General features: G+C 35.6%; 14 protein-coding genes. 7 read left to right on the forward strand and 7 right to left on the reverse strand.

What is annotated here, in order from left to right:
* Nucleotides 1-123 precede the first annotated feature (123 nt).
* The 5 genes from serS to allD all read left to right on the forward strand — a co-directional run bounded on the left by serS (nt 124) and on the right by allD (nt 5,616).
* Complete coding sequence (serS, locus tag M997_RS07500) at nt 124-1,413, forward strand: serine--tRNA ligase (protein WP_064719489.1); 1,290 nt, start codon at nt 124-126, stop codon at nt 1,411-1,413.
* 298 nt (nt 1,414-1,711) lie between these two features.
* Nucleotides 1,712-2,698, forward strand: coding sequence for a methionine ABC transporter ATP-binding protein (locus M997_RS07505; protein WP_064719490.1), 987 nt, complete (start codon nt 1,712-1,714; stop codon nt 2,696-2,698).
* A gap of 17 nt (nt 2,699-2,715) precedes the next feature.
* Nucleotides 2,716-3,402: a methionine ABC transporter permease gene (locus M997_RS07510; RefSeq protein WP_064719491.1), complete on the forward strand. Its 687-nt coding sequence runs from the start codon at nt 2,716-2,718 to the stop codon at nt 3,400-3,402.
* Between the two features lie 55 nt (nt 3,403-3,457).
* Nucleotides 3,458-4,282: a MetQ/NlpA family ABC transporter substrate-binding protein gene (locus M997_RS07515; RefSeq protein ID WP_064719492.1), complete on the forward strand. Its 825-nt coding sequence runs from the start codon at nt 3,458-3,460 to the stop codon at nt 4,280-4,282.
* Nucleotides 4,283-4,566: 284 nt separating this feature from the next.
* Nucleotides 4,567-5,616: an ureidoglycolate dehydrogenase gene (allD, locus tag M997_RS07520; RefSeq protein WP_064719493.1), complete on the forward strand. Its 1,050-nt coding sequence runs from the start codon at nt 4,567-4,569 to the stop codon at nt 5,614-5,616.
* A gap of 65 nt (nt 5,617-5,681) precedes the next feature.
* Here allD and M997_RS07525 read toward each other — a convergent pair whose 3' ends face one another.
* Nucleotides 5,682-6,566: a BPSS1780 family membrane protein gene (locus tag M997_RS07525; protein WP_064719494.1), complete on the reverse strand. Its 885-nt coding sequence runs from the start codon at nt 6,564-6,566 to the stop codon at nt 5,682-5,684.
* Between the two features lie 385 nt (nt 6,567-6,951).
* Here M997_RS07525 and M997_RS17845 point away from each other — a divergent pair, with 385 nt between their 5' ends.
* The gene (locus tag M997_RS17845; RefSeq protein ID WP_275658105.1) at nt 6,952-7,083 is read left to right on the forward strand and encodes a hypothetical protein; all 132 of its coding nucleotides are present in this window, start codon (nt 6,952-6,954) and stop codon (nt 7,081-7,083) included.
* A gap of 85 nt (nt 7,084-7,168) precedes the next feature.
* Here M997_RS17845 and pflA read toward each other — a convergent pair whose 3' ends face one another.
* The 4 genes from pflA to ycaO all read right to left on the reverse strand — a co-directional run bounded on the left by pflA (nt 7,169) and on the right by ycaO (nt 13,641).
* Complete coding sequence (gene pflA, locus M997_RS07530; RefSeq protein ID WP_064719495.1) at nt 7,169-7,909, reverse strand: pyruvate formate lyase 1-activating protein; 741 nt, start codon at nt 7,907-7,909, stop codon at nt 7,169-7,171.
* Nucleotides 7,910-8,018: 109 nt separating this feature from the next.
* Nucleotides 8,019-10,301 (reverse strand): formate C-acetyltransferase, encoded by a 2,283-nt coding sequence (gene pflB / locus M997_RS07535; RefSeq protein ID WP_064719496.1) that lies wholly within the window; start codon nt 10,299-10,301, stop codon nt 8,019-8,021.
* A 55-nt stretch (nt 10,302-10,356) separates the two neighbouring features.
* Nucleotides 10,357-11,211 carry a formate transporter FocA gene (gene focA / locus M997_RS07540; RefSeq protein WP_064719497.1) on the reverse strand — a complete coding sequence of 285 codons (855 nt, stop codon included), beginning with the start codon at nt 11,209-11,211 and terminating at the stop codon, nt 10,357-10,359.
* A gap of 672 nt (nt 11,212-11,883) precedes the next feature.
* On the reverse strand, nt 11,884-13,641 hold the full coding sequence (gene ycaO / locus M997_RS07545) for a 30S ribosomal protein S12 methylthiotransferase accessory factor YcaO (protein WP_064719498.1): 1,758 nt from the start codon (nt 13,639-13,641) through the stop codon (nt 11,884-11,886).
* 225 nt (nt 13,642-13,866) lie between these two features.
* Here ycaO and ansB point away from each other — a divergent pair, with 225 nt between their 5' ends.
* A complete protein-coding gene (gene ansB / locus M997_RS07550; RefSeq protein WP_082918400.1) occupies nt 13,867-14,904 on the forward strand; it encodes an L-asparaginase 2 in 1,038 nt (345 codons plus the stop codon).
* A 60-nt stretch (nt 14,905-14,964) separates the two neighbouring features.
* Here ansB and M997_RS07555 read toward each other — a convergent pair whose 3' ends face one another.
* The gene (locus M997_RS07555; RefSeq protein WP_064719499.1) at nt 14,965-16,230 is read right to left on the reverse strand and encodes a two-partner secretion domain-containing protein; all 1,266 of its coding nucleotides are present in this window, start codon (nt 16,228-16,230) and stop codon (nt 14,965-14,967) included.
* 156 nt (nt 16,231-16,386) lie between these two features.
* Nucleotides 16,387-17,817 carry an MFS transporter gene (locus M997_RS07560; RefSeq protein WP_064719500.1) on the reverse strand — a complete coding sequence of 477 codons (1,431 nt, stop codon included), beginning with the start codon at nt 17,815-17,817 and terminating at the stop codon, nt 16,387-16,389.
* Between the last annotated feature and the right edge of the window lie 21 nt (nt 17,818-17,838).

The following is a 17,838-nucleotide window of genomic DNA, read 5'->3' on the forward strand; positions in this document are numbered from 1 at the left end:
GTTGTTTAAATATTATTAATTTCTTAACTATGCCTTTTCTCATATGTGTTTATCACATAACGAGTATTTTTATATAGTCGTAGAGAAGGTTTTTATTAATCTATCGATAAGCACAGGATAAGCATGCTCGATCCAAATCTACTGCGTAATGAGCTAGACGCGGTCGCCGAAAAACTGGCTCGCAGGGGGTTCACCCTCGATGTGGAAAAAATCCGTCAACAAGAAGAACGCCGTAAGGTGTTACAGGTTGAAACTGAATCCCTGCAAGCAGAACGTAATTCTCGATCGAAGTCCATTGGTGCTGCCAAAGCGCGTGGTGAAGACATTGAGCCACTTCGTCAGGAAGTTAATCTGCTGGGTGATAAACTTGAAGCTGCAAAAGCAGAACTTGAAGTGCTTCAAGCAGAAATTCGTGATTATGCATTAACTATCCCGAATATGCCTGATGACGCTGTACCAAACGGCAAAGACGATAGTGAAAATGTTGAAGTTTCTCGTTGGGGAACACCTAAAACTTATGATTTTGAATTAAAAGATCATGTAACGTTAGGTGAGTTAACCGATGGTTTAGATTTCGCTTCAGCAGTTAAAATTACCGGTTCGCGCTTTGTTATCATGAAAGGACAAATTGCACGTTTGCATCGTGCTATTACTCAATTCATGTTAAACCTTCATACTGAAGAACATGGTTATCAGGAAATGTATGTTCCTTATCTGGTAAACCACGCAACATTGTATGGTACTGGCCAATTACCTAAATTTAGTGGTGACCTTTTCCATACTAAACCACTAGAAGAAGAAGCTGAAAGTCAGTATGCACTGATCCCAACAGCGGAAGTGCCTGTTACAAATATGGTAAGAGACGTTATTCTTGATGAAGACGATTTACCACTGCGAATGACAGCACATACACCTTGCTTCCGTTCAGAAGCAGGCTCTTACGGACGCGACACTCGTGGTCTTATCCGTATGCACCAATTTGATAAAGTTGAATTGGTTCAAATCGTTCATCCTGAAAAATCAATGGATGCATTAGAAGAGTTAACTGGCCATGCAGAAAAAGTCCTGCAATTGCTAGATCTGCCATATCGCAAAGTTGTACTTTGTACAGGTGATATTGGCTTTGGTGCTCGTAAAACATACGATTTAGAAGTTTGGGTTCCTGCTCAAAATACTTATCGTGAAATCTCTTCATGCTCTAACTGCTGGGATTTCCAATCACGCCGTATGCAAGCGCGTTTCCGCTCTAAAGGTGATAAGAAAACTCAACTAGTTCATACCTTAAATGGTTCTGGATTAGCAGTAGGTCGTACATTGGTTGCTATTATGGAAAACTATCAAATGGCTGATGGCCGTATTGAAATTCCAGCAGCGTTACGCCCTTATATGAATGGTTTAGAATATATCGGTTGATTTTCAAACAATTAATATGATGTAAATATTTAACCCTCTGTTTTTACAGAGGGTTTTTTATTATCTGTAATAAATTTACAATCTTAAAATATCCGTTATAACAATATAAAGCGTTGGTTATATCGTAAATATTAGATATAAAATTCAATGTTAGGCCCAAAAGATAACGTTTAATCCTATGATATATTTTAAAAGTTTATTTATTCTTTATTACTTTCTTGACAATCTCACAGATTATTATTAATTTGGATTTCTAGATGTTTAGACGTCTAGAAATCCAATTAAAGGTGAGTAGAAAATGATAACGCTAAAAAATGTCAGCAAAATTTATCGCCGAGGAAAAAAGCAAACTGTTGCTGTGAATGATATTAACCTCAACATTGCACAAGGAGATATCTTTGGCATCATTGGCTATAGTGGTGCAGGAAAGAGTAGTCTGATCCGTTTATTAAATCGCTTAGAGCCAGTAACAAACGGTGAGGTGATTGTAGGAAAACACAATATAACAACGAGCAGTGAACGAGAAATTCTAAAAATACGTCACTCAATAGGTATGATTTTTCAGCATTTTAATTTGCTATGGTCACGCACTGTTAGAGAAAATATTGAATTTCCATTAGAAATATCGGGTGTTGATAGACAAAAACGCCATCAGCGTGCTGATGAATTAATGGCATTAGTTGGTTTAACTGATAAAGCAGATGAATACCCATCGACGCTAAGTGGTGGACAAAAACAACGTGTCGGCATTGCTCGTGCTCTTGCTAACAATCCTGATGTTTTGTTGTGTGATGAAGCTACATCGGCATTAGATCCAAAAACAACACAAACAATATTATCGTTGTTAGCAGAAATAAATAAAAAAATGAATATTACAATTGTTCTTATTACTCATGAAATGCAAGTGGTGAAAGCAATTTGTAACAAAGTAGCGGTAATAGAACAAGGGCGAATAATAGAACAGGGCGATGTGAAAAATGTATTTAATAAACCAAAACATAAAGTAACACAGCAATTTTTATCACAGACAGCGTATATTACAGATAATATAGATGATATTGAAAAAATAAAACAGCAAGGTACAGTGATCCGTTTATTTTTACAAGAAAATAAAAATTTTGATTATCTTTTTTATGACTTAGTTTCTCAGTTTAATGAGCCTATTAAACTAGTAAGGGGAAATTTTTCACAAGAAAATGGTTTTATTTATTTGCAATTAACTAATAAATCAAATGAGATTATTCAGTATCTTAAAAATAATAAATTTAATATATCAATACTTTAATATAGCGGTAACTTAATATGGATAGAATACAACAGTGGTCATTTATTTATTTTCCTAATTTAAAATTAAATGTACTAGGCGAAGAAACAATAAACACCTTATATATGACATTAGTTTCTGGTGCATTATCTTGCATATTAGGAATATTAATTGGCGTAGCTCTATTTTTAACAGCCAAAGAAGGAAAAAAAGAGCAGCTTTTTATTTATCGAATACTCTCTTTTATTGTTAATGTATTTAGAGCAGTACCTTTTATCATATTAATTATTCTTCTTTTCCCATTTACCAAATGGGTAGTTGGAACCATTTTAGGTGTTAACGCAGCATTACCTGCATTAGTTATTTCAGCGGCGGCTTTCTATGCGAGGTTAGTTGAGTTAGCACTACGTGAAGTTGATAAAGGTGTTATTGAGGCAAGTCAATCAATGGGTGCCAACTTATCTACATTAGTTTTTAAAGTATTATTACCAGAGTCTTCACCGGCTTTAATTTCAGGTTTAACAGTAACACTGATTTCATTAGTAGGTGGAACAGCTGTTGCTGGTGCTATTGGAGCCGGTGGATTAGGAAATCTTGCTTATTTAGAAGGGTTTCAACGTAGCCATAATGATGTTGTTTGGGTTGCTACATTAGTTATTTTACTGATTGTTTTATGTATTCAGTTAATAGGAGACAGCTTAGTACGCAGCATAGATAAACGTTAATAAAAAACAAATCACAGAGTGTATTAAAAATAAATTTAAAATAAAGGTCATAAAAATGAGATTAACAGTATTTAAAAAACTGGGTTCGCTGCTGCTTGTTAGTTTGGCTCTATCTGCTTGTAAACCAACAGATGAAAAGCTGGAAAATAAACTTATTATTGGTGCCTCCAGTACACCTCATGCGGAAATATTAGAATTTATTAAACCGCAATTGAAAAAAAATGGGCTAGAATTAGATATTAGAGTTTTCAATGATTATATTATTCCTAATCAAGCCTTAGCCGAAAAAGAATTAGATGCTAACTTTTTTCAGCATGTCCCTTATTTAAATAAAACATTAGCAGATCATCCAGATTGGAATTTAGTCTCTGTTGGTGCTGTACATATGCATCCTTATCGTTTTTTCTCACAAAAATATAAAAGCTTACAAGATTTACCCGATGGTGCAAAAATGATTAGTAGCAATAATCTGGCACAGCATGGACATATTTTAAAATTGTTTCAAGATGAGGGGTTAATTAAATTGCGTTCAGGTATTGATCCTGATGATTCAACTATTGATGATATTGTAGAAAACCCACGTAATATTAAATTTTTATTTACTTACGATGGACCACTACTACCACAAATTTATAAAAATGGTGAAGCGGATGTCGCTTCTATTGATGGACACTTTGCCATCAATGCCGGTTTAGATTTAACTAAAGAGGTGATTTATACCGAATCTGCCGCAAATAGTAAATTTGCTAATGTAGTGGTAGTAAGAGAAGAAAGTAAAGATGATCCACGTATTACAAAATTAATGGAAGAACTACGGGCTCCTGCAACTAAACAGTTTATTCTTGAAAAATTTAAAGGGGAGGCAGTTCCCGTTCCGTAATTTTTTAATCGTAAATAAAAAATTACTTATTGAGTTGATGTTAACCAAAGTGGAATAAGCAATTATTCCACTTTTTCATTTATTAATACGGTTATTATTAAAAGCTTTTTAATAAAAAAATGGTTATTTAACAAAAATATAACGCAATACTTTATCAGCTAAGTTGATCACAGCAGTTTCTTTTTATGCTGCTACATTGAGGATATCGCTCGGATTTATCAGCAATATTTTATTGTTTTTGATAATTCTATTTATTTAGAACCCTACAAAAAAGAGCATATCTTATGATAATTTTCAAACAACAGTTACATCAACTGATAAAAAATAAATTACATCTTGCAGGACTTAATCAAATTCATGCTGATACGGTTGCTGATGTATTAGTACATGCGGATGCTAAAGGTATTCATTCTCATGGTGCTGTGCGTGTTGAATATTATGCAGAGCGTATTAGTAAAGGTGGCACAAATACCACACCTAACTTTGTTTATACAGAAACAGGACCTTGCAGTGCGGTGTTTGATGGTGATAATGGTGCAGGTCATGTTGCGGCAAAAGAGGCAATGGAACGCGCTATTGAAATGGCAACACAAAAGGGCGTCGCTGTTGTGGGAGTAAGACGCATTGGTCATAGTGGTGCGCTGTCTTATTTTGTTGAGCAAGCATCACAAGCTGGAATGATAGGCATATCTCTTTGTCAGTCAGATCCAATGGTCGTGCCATTTGGCGGCAGTGAAGTTTATTATGGCACTAATCCTATCGCCTTTTCTGCACCAGGAGTAGGCGACAAACATATTACTTTTGATATGGCAACCACAGTACAAGCATGGGGTAAAGTACTTGATGCTCGTTCACGTCACGCTGAAATTCCTGATACTTGGGCTGTTGATAAAACGGGAAAACCGACAACAGATCCCTTTGCTGTAAAAGGTTTATTACCTATTGCTGGGCCTAAAGGTTATGGTTTAATGATGATGGTTGATGTGTTGTCTGGTATCTTGCTTGGGCTTCCTTTTGGTAAACATGTCAGTTCGATGTATCACGATTTAACACAGGGGCGAGAGCTAGGCCAATTACATATTGTTATTAATCCTGCCTATTTTACTGATGCCACCTTATTTAGAGAGCATATTTCTCAAGTGATGAGTGAACTTAATGACATTAAGCCGGCAGAAGGAGTTGAAAAAGTATTATATCCTGGAGAGAACAGTCAAATAGAAGAGAGAAGAACAGAACAAGAAGGTATTGAGATTGTTGATGAAATTTATGATTATTTAATCTCTGATTCGTTATTTAACCATTCATATGATAATAAAAACCCGTTTGCGAGTTAATTTAAGTAATAAAAAAACAGTAGGGTGTATTCACTACTGTTTTTTATTTAATTTATAATATTGTATTAACTCACTAATTTTCCGATATTGGATTCAGCTGTTTTATTTAATGAAACAGGGGAACCACCGTTACCACTATTAGTATTATTGCCTACATTATGATGATAGAAAATATCACGATATGAAGCGTACATTGCGGTATAAGAAAGTGGAATAGTAATCAGTAATCCTAAACCCAATGGGATCACACTAATAACGATAATAATGAGTAATAATACAAAAAATAGGAAACCACCAAATAGGTTAGCTTTAACTGCCGCTAGGCTTGTTTTAACCGCTGGAATTGCTCGGTAGCCATTAACTAAAATTAAAGCAGGAGCGAACCAGTAAGCGGCCGTGCTAATAACACCAAAAACAGCAATAATAATGAAAAATAAGCTAAATGATGAGGAGTTATCGACTAACCACTCTTCGATATACTGGTCTGAGTAATAACCACCATCCATAGCATAGTAGATATCCATTATTGCAGAGCCACTGACGAGTATTGCAACAATAAAGCCGGCGATAAGAATAAGTGCACTAATACAATAAGCACCCATTAAACTGATATAGCGTTTGTTATGAAATCCTGAAAATAAATTATCAAGATCAAGGCGCTTAGTTTCGTATTGTTGATGAGCGATGCTGATAATACCAGCAGCTAATACAGCTGAAATAAGAGGAGAAAGCAATGGGCCAATAAGTGGAATTAAACCGAGAATACCCGAAATAATTAAACTAACCACAAAATAGATGATAATAACGGCGATCCACATCCAAAAACGTTCTTTTACTAAATCCCATCCTAGGCCTAACCAACGAGTACCACCAGAAGAGCCTCTAGCTTGAGGAATAGGTGTAAATACCTCTTGTGGTTCTGTTAGCGATGAATTGTTGTCTTGTTCCATTTCCTTTACCTTAATCACAACGTCTTTTGTTTATAAATATAAGAGCACTATAGTATCTTTTTGTTTTGTTATTAATCAACAGTATTCAACTGAATATAGATTCAGGATAATCTTAATATATTTTACTTGTCTGATAAGTACTTTTTTATGTTATTAGTAAATTTAGAATAGAAATAGTAGTCACTATTTTTTAACGAGCACATTTATTTATAGCGGTAAGATATATTTGAGTTATTAAAGTTGATAATAAAAGAAAATATTTCACCTATTGGTTTATTGTGGATAACTAAATTCTTATTGTTAAGTTTTGCTACTGCGATCACTTAATGTAGTGGTGATATTTATTATCTTAAAACTACGTTATGTAGTTAAAAAAGGAATTATCATGGGAATTAAAACAGGGCGAAAACCTATTGCAGAAACAACAGGTAAAGAAGATAAAAGACAAAGAGTCACACCCGAAAATAAGACAAAACATCCAGATTTGAAAGAGCATGATCACAAGAAGGGTGATTAATAAATATTAATTTAACTAATTGGTGTACTAATAAAAAAGCAGCGCCATTAAAACGCTGCTTCTTGATTAATGATTAGTAGAAAGCTTAGTAAATGACCTTATGTCCATAAGATTCAAGAATGGATTTTACGTTTTCCATCGTCTCTTTTGACGGCGGATGAATGCCATCTAACTTATATTCTTCACCTAAAGCAACCCATTTATGTTTACCTAATTCGTGGTAAGGGAGAAGCTCTACTTTCTCGATATTTTTCATATCTTTAATAAATTCACCTAGACGATGGGCTGAATCATCATCATCAGACCAACCTGGGACAACAACATAGCGGATCCATGTTTTTTGTCCTCGTTTCGCTAAGTAACGAGCAAATTCTAGTGTGCGTTGGTTGGAAACACCCACTAATTTTTGGTGGATTTCATCATTGATCTGTTTTAAATCCAACATGACTAGATCAGTAGCATCCATTAATTCGTCAATAACTGGATCATAACGGCGAACGAAACCGTTGGTATCTAAGCAGGTATGGATATTCTCTTTTTGACAAGCTTGAAACCAATCACGCACAAATTCAGCTTGTAAAATAGCTTCACCACCAGAAGCAGTAACACCGCCACCAGAAGCATTCATAAAATGGCGATATGTGACCGCCTCTTTCATCAGTTCATCAACAGTGACGATTTGCCCACCATGAGTATCCCATGTGTCACGATTGTGACAATAGAGGCATCTCATTAGGCATCCTTGAAAGAAAACAATGAAACGTATTCCCGGACCATCAACAGTACCGCAGGATTCAAATGAGTGGATACGACCAAGTACGGACATAACAGGGTTACTCCAAAACTGTCTAGATAAAAAGGCCCCAATATAGGGGCCTTTATTCTAAGCGATTTTATTTACTTTCTCAGTAAATAAATGCATATAGTTATCTTTATTACATTGTTTTTGTAAATGTACGGGTGATAACGTCTTGCTGTTGTTCTTTAGTTAGTGAGTTAAAGCGAACTGCATAACCAGAAACACGGATAGTTAATTGAGGATATTTCTCAGGATCTTCCATTGCTTCTAACAGCATTTCACGGTTCATCACGTTTACGTTTAAGTGTTGACCACCTTCGATGCCTGCTTCGTGGTGGAAATAACCATCCATCAGACCTGCAAGGTTCGCTTTACGAACATCATCATCTTTACCTAATGCGTTAGGTACGATAGAGAAGGTGTAAGAAATACCATCTTTTGCATAAGCAAATGGCAGTTTCGCAACAGAGGTCAGTGAAGCAACCGCACCTTTTTGGTCACGACCGTGCATTGGGTTTGCACCTGGTCCGAATGGCGCACCAGCACGACGACCATCTGGCGTATTACCTGTTTTCTTACCGTAAACAACGTTTGAAGTGATAGTCAGGATTGACTGTGTAGGTACCGCATTACGGTAAGTACGCAGTTTCTGAATTTTCTTCATGAAACGTTCAACTAAGTCGCAAGCGATATCATCTACGCGAGAATCGTTGTTACCGAATTGTGGGTATTCGCCATCAATTTTAAAGTCTACTGCTAAACCGTTTTCATCACGGATAGGAGAAACTTTTGCATATTTGATTGCAGCCAGTGAGTCAGCAGCAACAGACAGACCTGCGATACCACATGCCATTGTACGATAAACATCACGGTCATGAAGTGCCATTAACGCTGCTTCATAACTGTATTTATCGTGCATGTAATGGATAACGTTCAGTGCGGTTACATACTGAGTTGCTAACCAATCCATAAAGTGATCCATTTGGTTCATCACAGTATCGAAGTCTAAGACTTCATCCATGATTGGCGCATGTTTAGGACCCACTTGGATTTTCAGTTTTTCGTCAACACCACCATTGATGGTATACAGTAAGGTTTTCGCTAAGTTTGCACGAGCACCGAAGAACTGCATTTGTTTACCAACAACCATTGGGCTAACACAACATGCGATAGCATAGTCATCGCTGTCGAAGTCAGGACGCATTAAGTCATCATTTTCGTACTGAATTGAAGAAGTATCGATAGAGACTTTAGCTGCGTATTTTTTGAAGTTGATAGGCAGTTGTTCTGACCACAGAATAGTCATGTTTGGTTCTGGTGATGGACCCATTGTGTACAAGGTATTTAAGAAACGGAAAGTATTCTTAGTTACCAGAGTACGGCCATCTAAACCCATACCTGCTAATGATTCTGTTGCCCAAATTGGGTCACCAGAGAACAGCTCATCATATTCAGGAGTACGTAAGAAACGAACCATACGTAATTTCATTACTAAATGGTCGATTAATTCTTGAGCTTGTTCTTCAGTCAGTAAACCTGCATCCATATCACGTTGGATGTAGATATCTAAGAAGGTAGAAACACGACCGAAAGACATCGCAGCACCGTTTTGAGATTTAACAGCGGCTAAATAACCGAAGTAAGTCCATTGTACTGCTTCTTTTGCGTTTTGTGCTGGGCGAGAAATATCACAACCATAAGTTGCAGCCATTTCTTGAATTTGACCTAAGGCAGCATGTTGCTCTGCGATTTCTTCACGCAGCTGAATAGTCATTTCCAGATCTTCACCTTTTTCCAATTTTTCTTGTAAAGAGGTGAATTGAGCAAATTTGTCTTTGCGCAGGTATTCGATACCATACAATGCAACACGACGGTAGTCACCGATGATACGGCCACGGCCATATGCATCTGGTAAACCAGTTAAGATACCTGATTTACGACATTTGATGATGTCTGGAGTGTACACATCGAAAACACCTTGGTTGTGGGTTTTACGATATGTAGTGAAGATTTTTTTCAGTTCTGGATCAAGCTCACGATTATAAGCATGACAAGAACTTTCTACCATACGGATACCACCGAATGGGATGATTGCACGTTTTAAAGGTGCATCAGTCTGTAAACCTACGACTTGTTCTAAATCTTTCTCAATGTAACCTGCATCGTGAGAAGTGATTGTTGCAGCAACAGAAGTATCAAAATCAACCGGCGCATGAGTGCGGTTCTCGATTTTGATGCCTTCCATAACTTGTTCCCAAAGTGTATCAGTTGCTTTAGTGGAACCAGCCAGGAAAGATTCGTCGCCTTCATATGGAGTGTAGTTCTTTTGGATGAAATCGCGAACGTTTACTGCGTTCTGCCATTCACCTTCAGAAAAACCTTTCCATGCTTGAGCAAATTTTTCATTTAAATCAGACATGATACTTCTACCTTTTTACAATGGAACTTAAGAAATCAGTCATACCTGCACGGAATTAATGTTTCTCACCGCGCAGATGCATTAACCAGTATACCAGACCGACTAGGACTGCACCGCCAATAATGTTACCGATAGTGACTGGTAATAAATTATCAGAGAGGAAATTCGATACTGTTAAGTGTGAAAATTGTTCGGGTGATGCACCTACTTTAGACCAGAATTCTGCTGGTGCAAAATTCTTAATAACAATACCTAAAGGAATAAGAAACATGTTAGCAATACTATGTTCAAAGCCACTAGCAACGAACATGCCAATAGGTAAAATCAGTGCAAAAAGTTTATCAATTAAAGTACGGCCAGCATAACTCATCCATACAGCAAGACAAACCATCAAGTTAGCTAAAATACCTAAACAAACGGCTTCAACAAAGGTGTGCTCAAGTTTATGTTGTGCTGTTTGCAACACATTCAGCCCCCATAAACCGTTAGCGGCCATATGCTGACCCGCAAACCACATCAAGGCGACAAAAAAGAGCGCGCCAACAAAGTTGCCAAGATAGACGTTTATCCAGTTGGCAAACATGGTGCTCCAGGATATACGTCCTGTTGCTTTAGGAATAATAGTGAGAACAGTTGAGGTGAATAAGTCCGCGCCACAAACGACAACGAGCATTAACCCCAGAGAGAAACAGATCCCACCGACTAGTTTAGCTAGTCCGAAAGGAACAGACGCTGTGCCTGTAGTCGCAGTAATATAAAAAACAAAAGCAATTGAAATAAACATTCCCGCAGTAAATGCAGACAAGTAAGTCGTTGGAATATGTTTAGTTGCTTTATAACAACAAGCATCATCGGCAAATTTTGCCATTTCAGCAGGTGATAATAAATTAAAAGGGCTGTCAGCTTTCATACTAACACTCTCTTATATGTTGGAATAATTATAGTACGCAATAATAGTAGCAAAGGGGCTTACTTCTAAAATTGATATGGATCATGGTCGCTGATTAGAAACTCAATCCCAGTGCGTAAAAACCCGCTATTTTTACTATAATTATTTGATTAATAAAGTAAAAAAATTTTTTAAAAATTATCAAAAAATTTTAGACTAGCTGGATAAATAAAGCGAAAAGTAAATATAACGTATTATTTCCTCTCCTTAATGTTAATAATTAAAAACTAAAATTAACGGCCTATTTACTTTTGATTTAAATATAAACACTACTTTATTTGTGGATAATCTAATTGATTACTCCAGACATATACCCATTATAAAAATAAGGTTTTTTATTTTTTGAGATCTATGTACATAAATAGAAATTTAAACCATTTTTAAGTTAAATTATTAGTTTATAAATTCAATGTTATATTTTAATGTCATATTTAAAACTACAAATCGTCACTTTTGCCATATTTTGACATTTTTGTCAGTTGGCATGTTTGCCATTCTGACAAAATTGCCATTATTTATTTTGAGCAAAAGAAAACACTCTATTTTAAAGTAGAGTGTTTTAATTAAACTCAGATAATCATTATTCAATTAAAGGTTATTTATCATTAGTCAATAACCTTTAATGTTGCATCGTTATTTAATGGATTGGCGCTTTGCTTTTTGTAGTTTTTCATAAGCGGCTAATAATGACTGATGAACGGGTAAATTCGCTAATGATGGCTCAATAGTTTGTAAGCCATAAAAAGCATTTTTACCCTGCATTGCATTTTGTGCAGCAAGTAAAGTTTCTGCACCATACATACGAGAAAAGGCATGCATATATTGTTCTGGTTGGCGCTCTGTTTCTTCTCTTAATAATAAGAGATTATGTAAACAGCGATAATAGTTTTGGCGTTCAGGTGTAAATAAGGATGCATTGAAATCTTGTGTCCATTCAACCCACACTAATGCTTGTTCATGGTCGCCACCAGCTAACGCTAACATCGATTTTAATTCACCAACACGCAGATGGCTCCAGCCATTATCTTTACCTGGTGCGATACCAATCATTTCTCTTACACGAGTAAAATCGTCTAATCCATCTTCATCAAATTGACCGATTAGCGATAAGTATTCGTTTTTAGTTCCTTGGCTACTTGGTAATGCAAGTAGCGTATCACGCCAATGAACACCCATTATGTTGTTTGCTAGTTGCAAATCTTCAGCTGGGTAAATATCGGATAAACCGGGTACTAAAATACGGCAAGCATAAACACCTAAGTGTGAATAATCCATGATATAAACTTCAGCATCACATTGTTTACACAGTGACATTAAAGTTTGGAATTCTTCTTCTGTGGTGCCGCTGAAATTCCAATCAACAAACTGATAATCCGCATCTTTTTTGAATAAATCCCAGCTAATTAAACCACTAGAATCAATAAAATGGGTTTCAAGATTAGTATGATCGCCAACCTCTTCATCGTCAAAACTTGGCGGATTAAATACATCCAAATCTTTGAGGCTTCGGCCTTGTAATAATTCAGTAACAGTACGTTCTAATGCCACGCCAAAGTCTGGGTGTGCGCCAAAAGAGGCAAAACAAGTCCCATTTTGTGGATTAAATAGCACTACACAAATAACAGGGAATTGACCACCTAAAGAGGCATCAAAACTGAAAATTGGAAAGCCTTCTTTCTCTAATGTTGTAATAGCTTCAACAACAGAGGGATAACGAGCTAACACTTCTTGAGGAATTTCAGGCAAGCTGATTTGTTCAACGATAATGCGATTTTTCACATAGCGTTCAAATACTTCTGAAAGGCCTTGCACACGAGCTTCATTTTGCGTATTGCCCGCAGACATACCATTAGAAGCATAAAGATTAGCAATAATATTTACAGGAATATAAACGGGTTTTTCATCTGATTGGCGAATAAATGGTAAAGCACAAATACCACGATCAGGGTTGCTTGATTGCAAATCAACTAATTCACTACCGCATAATTCGCCTTCAGGATCATAAAATTTACGCAGGCGAGCATCTAATAAGCTTTCTGGTACAGAATCATCTTCTGTTAAAGGGAACCATTTTTCACTTGGATAGTGAACAAATTCACCTTGTGCAATTTCATTACCCAGCCAGAAATCGGAAAAAAAGTAGTTAGTTGAAAGACGTTCAAAATACTCACCTAGAGCAGATGCTAATGCTGCTTTTTTAGTCGCCCCTTTGCCATTAGTAAAACATAAAGGGCATTCTTTATCGCGAATATGTACAGACCAGACGTTAGGAACAGGGTTTAACCATGAAGCTTCTTCAATATTAAAGCCTAAATCGGTTAGTTTTTTCTGAAAGCTAGCGATGGAGTCTTCCAGTGCGGCATCTTTACCGGGAATAAATGTTTGTGACATGGCAGGTTTCATCAATATTTTGCTGGTGATAGTTAGGGGCACATGATACTGAAATCTCCAGTAATGCACTAACGATTTATCATTCCTTTTATTGCTACTAATATTTAATCTAACGATTTTCTTGATATATGAGTTTTTTTAATAAATACGTTCCATTTATCACGGAATTAGTAATTATAAATCATCATAATAGATTTATTTATATATTCATAAGGGATCTATACAATGATGAAGAAAACATTGCTTGCCAGTTTGTTAGCCGTTGCTAGTGGCTCCGTATTTGCATTACCGAACGTCACTATTTTAGCAACCGGTGGCACTATAGCGGGAGGGGGCGATTCAGCGACTACTTCAAGTTATACCGCTGGTAAATTAGGTATTGATACATTAATCAATGCCGTTCCTGAGGCTAAAACGGTGGCTAATTTAAAAGGCGAGCAAGTGGTTAATATTGGTTCGCAAGATATGAATGACCAAGTGTGGTTAAAGCTTGCTAATAAAATTAATGCTGATTGTGATAAGACCGATGGTTTTGTCATCACCCATGGTACAGATACTATGGAGGAAACGGCTTATTTTCTTGATTTAACAACTAACTGTAAAAAACCTGTAGTTATGGTTGGAGCAATGCGCCCAGCCACGGCATTAGGGGCAGAGGGGCCATTAAATTTATTTAATGCGGTGGTTATTGCTAGTGATAAAGCATCTGAAAATCGTGGTGTATTAGTGACCATGAATAACGCCGTTATTGGCGGAAAAGATGTAATGAAGATGAACACCACTGAAGTCCAAGCTTTCCAACCCGTTAATGCGGGTGCTCAAGGCTATGTTCATAACGGTAAAGTACATTATTACACTGTTGCCGCACCACGTGCAGATAAAGCGGTATTTGATGTGAGTAAATTAACCGAACTACCAAAAGTAGGTATTGTTTATAATTACGCTAATGCTTCTAACTTACCCGCTAAAGCTTTTATAGATAATAAATACCAAGGCATTATTAGTGCGGGTGTAGGTAATGGTAATTTATATACCGATATTTTTGACACTTTAGCTGAAAGTGCAAAAAACGGTGTTGTAGTTGTTCGTTCAAGTCGTGTTCCTGTTGGCTTTACTACCCAAAATGGTGAGGTTGATGATGTTAAATATGGTTTTGTGGCATCAGAACGTTTAAATCCACAAAAAGCACGAGTATTATTACAGTTAGCATTAACTGAAACTCAAGAACCGGCTAAAATTCAAAAGTATTTTGAAAAGTATTAATAATTATTAATTAATATTAATGAGGCTATACTAAAATAGTAGTATAGCCTCATTATCTCGTTATCTTCTTACAGAAGAATTATCCTTTATTTTTGAGAGAGAATTATAAGAATGCAACTGTGCATTGTTAGTAATAATATTATGAATTGATCCATCTATCGTTTTAAATTTATCTGTTTTTAATGCGCCTTCATTAATGAAAATACTTGAATTATCAGCAGAGACTTTAAATCTATATATGTTTTCATACTTTATAAAGGGATCTTTACTGCGATAGTAGGCATAATCATCATGACGAAATTTAGCAATTACACTATCTTCTTTATTTTTAAAATGAGAGTTTCCCTGTAATTTTATTGTGGTTAAATTGCTGGAAATTACACCGTGATTATTAAATTTAGAATTGTTTAATATATTTAAGTTTATTTTTGTTGCTTTAATTACAGAGTAATTATTAACTGTTGATACATTTGTATGTATGTTTATTTTATTAGCTTGAATGCCATTTAAATGTTGTGATTTATCTATATTGTTTTTATCTCCAATAGCTAAGTTAGTATCAATTTTTCTACCTATTAGTCGACTTCCTTTACTATTGTTAAGTATATCCACTTTTTGATTGTTGGTTTTATAATTAAGTAAACTAATGCCATGATAAATATTTATACTTTCTTTTGCTTTTAAATACATATTAATGTCGATGTTATTACTTATAATATTTAATGTGCTAAATTTATTAGTTGTATTTTTATTTTTCTCATTTTCAATGAAATTTATTTCGCCATGGTTTCTGGTGTCAATTTTTTTTTCACGATACATATTATTACTAGGGAGGAAATTAGATGTGCGATATGTAATAAGATTATCTTTAGCATATTGAATTGATGCGGTTGCTAAGGTTTCTGAAAGCGTGTTTGAAAAACTACAATTATTACAAGTAATTCCATTAGGATTAGCAATAATAACGTGGGCAGCATTACCTAAAACGGCAATGTTACCCTCTAGTGTTGAACGTGGTCCAAACTTAACTTCATTAATAATAAATTTAGCATTAGATTCTTTATTATTTAGGATCGCACCATCACTATCAATGTTAAATGTATCATATATATTATGAGATACTCTATTTCTATCGCTATTTTCAATTAATACTTCAGCAACCATATCGTCATCATTATAAGGTCTAACTGTTGCTGTTGAATCCTTATTTATAACGATATCTGTTGAATCAGCATAAAAAGAAAAACGTTTATTTTCTTCTGTGTCAGCAAAACCAACTGAAGGTAATATTGAACTTACAATAATAGCAAGTGTTTTTAATTTCATTTTGATTTCCTCTCTATATTTGTTGTTCTACAATTTATAGATAACAATGAAAGAAATAAACTTTCTAAAATAGAAAAGGTGTTTATTTATAAATTAGAAAAAGACTGTTATTTAAAAACAGTCCTTTAATCGGATTTAATCATCCTGAGTTATAAACTATTTATTTTTAGCGCGAGAAACGACAACATTAGCCGCAAAAAAAGCAATACATGGAGTTAATGCAAAAGCAGTAAACAACCAATGAGCTGCATTTTGAGCGCCTAACACACCGCCTGGTTCAGTTAATCCCGCCATATTCACAATGGTTCCTGAAATAGATGCACCAACAGCGGTAGAAAAGAGTTGTATAGTCGTAATTGATGTTGCTGCTTTTTGAGCTTCTTGGCCTTGAGAAACTTGTAATACACGGGTTAGATAATGAGGCCAAGCCATACCAATACCTGCACCAGTAAAGAAAAGGGCGATGCAAATAATAATTATTTGACCGTAAGGTAAAATAACCACATTAGAAATTAATAAACCAAGAATTAAAATAGCAGCAAAGTTAATTGCTGGGCCTATTCTCATCAAACGTTGCGCCGTAGATTGCTTACGTGATGAAGAAATAATGGCAGAAAAAGACCAACCAGCACCCACTAGTGCAGCTAAATAACCAGAAAGCAGTGGTGTAATATTATGTATTATTTGTAAGAAATAAGGGACGAAGACTTCAGTTTGAACGCTTATTCCTAATAATGCCATTGTTAAATAAATGGGTGCTAAAGGTGCTGAAAAAGAGAATGTTCCTTTAGGAAATAACCCATCACTCGATTTTTTATCAATACGCACAAGTAAAAGAACAAAAAATACTGCAAAAATAACAGATAACAGATTATAAATAATAACGTTATATAGACTGCCTATTGAAATGGATAATACCGCTAAAATTAATAATGCTAGTTGTTGATAAGGAAGTGGTGATTTAGTGATGCCTATATCAGCTGTATTTTGGGTAGGAAGAATAGTAAATAATAAAACAATATAAGGAATACCAACAAGTAATATTGACCAAAATGCGCCACGCCAAACATTATATTCTGCAAATATTCCGCCTAATGCAGGGCCTAATAAAGTAGATATTCCCCACATACTAGACATTAATGCCATGGCTCTTGACCAAAGAGCTTGTGGAAACATTACTCTAACTAAAGAATATGCTAAAGCCAGTAACATACCGCCACCCGCACCCTGAATAAACCTACCTAATAGCAATATCGGCATTGATGGTGCTGTTGCACAAATAATTGAACCCAATAAAAAACACAGCGTAGCCAATAAATAGCTATTACGTGGTGCAAATGCATTTAGTAGACGAGAAGTGAGTGCTGATGAAAGAATAGAGGCCAAAATAAAAATGGTGGTATTCCATGCGTATAAATTAAGTCCACCGATATCCCGAACTATTGAAGGTAAAGTCGTGATCGTAATGTAGACATTAATTGCATGTAATGCGACACCACCAGCTAATGCTAGCGATTTCAGACTATTTTTCCCTTTAAGAAGCATTCCCCAGCTTGCTTCTTCTTTTTTATGAATACTCCCCGACATAAAATACTCCTAACGGTTATT

Source organism: Proteus hauseri ATCC 700826, from assembly GCF_001654965.1.
GTDB classification, from domain to species: Bacteria; Pseudomonadota; Gammaproteobacteria; order Enterobacterales; family Enterobacteriaceae; genus Proteus; species Proteus hauseri.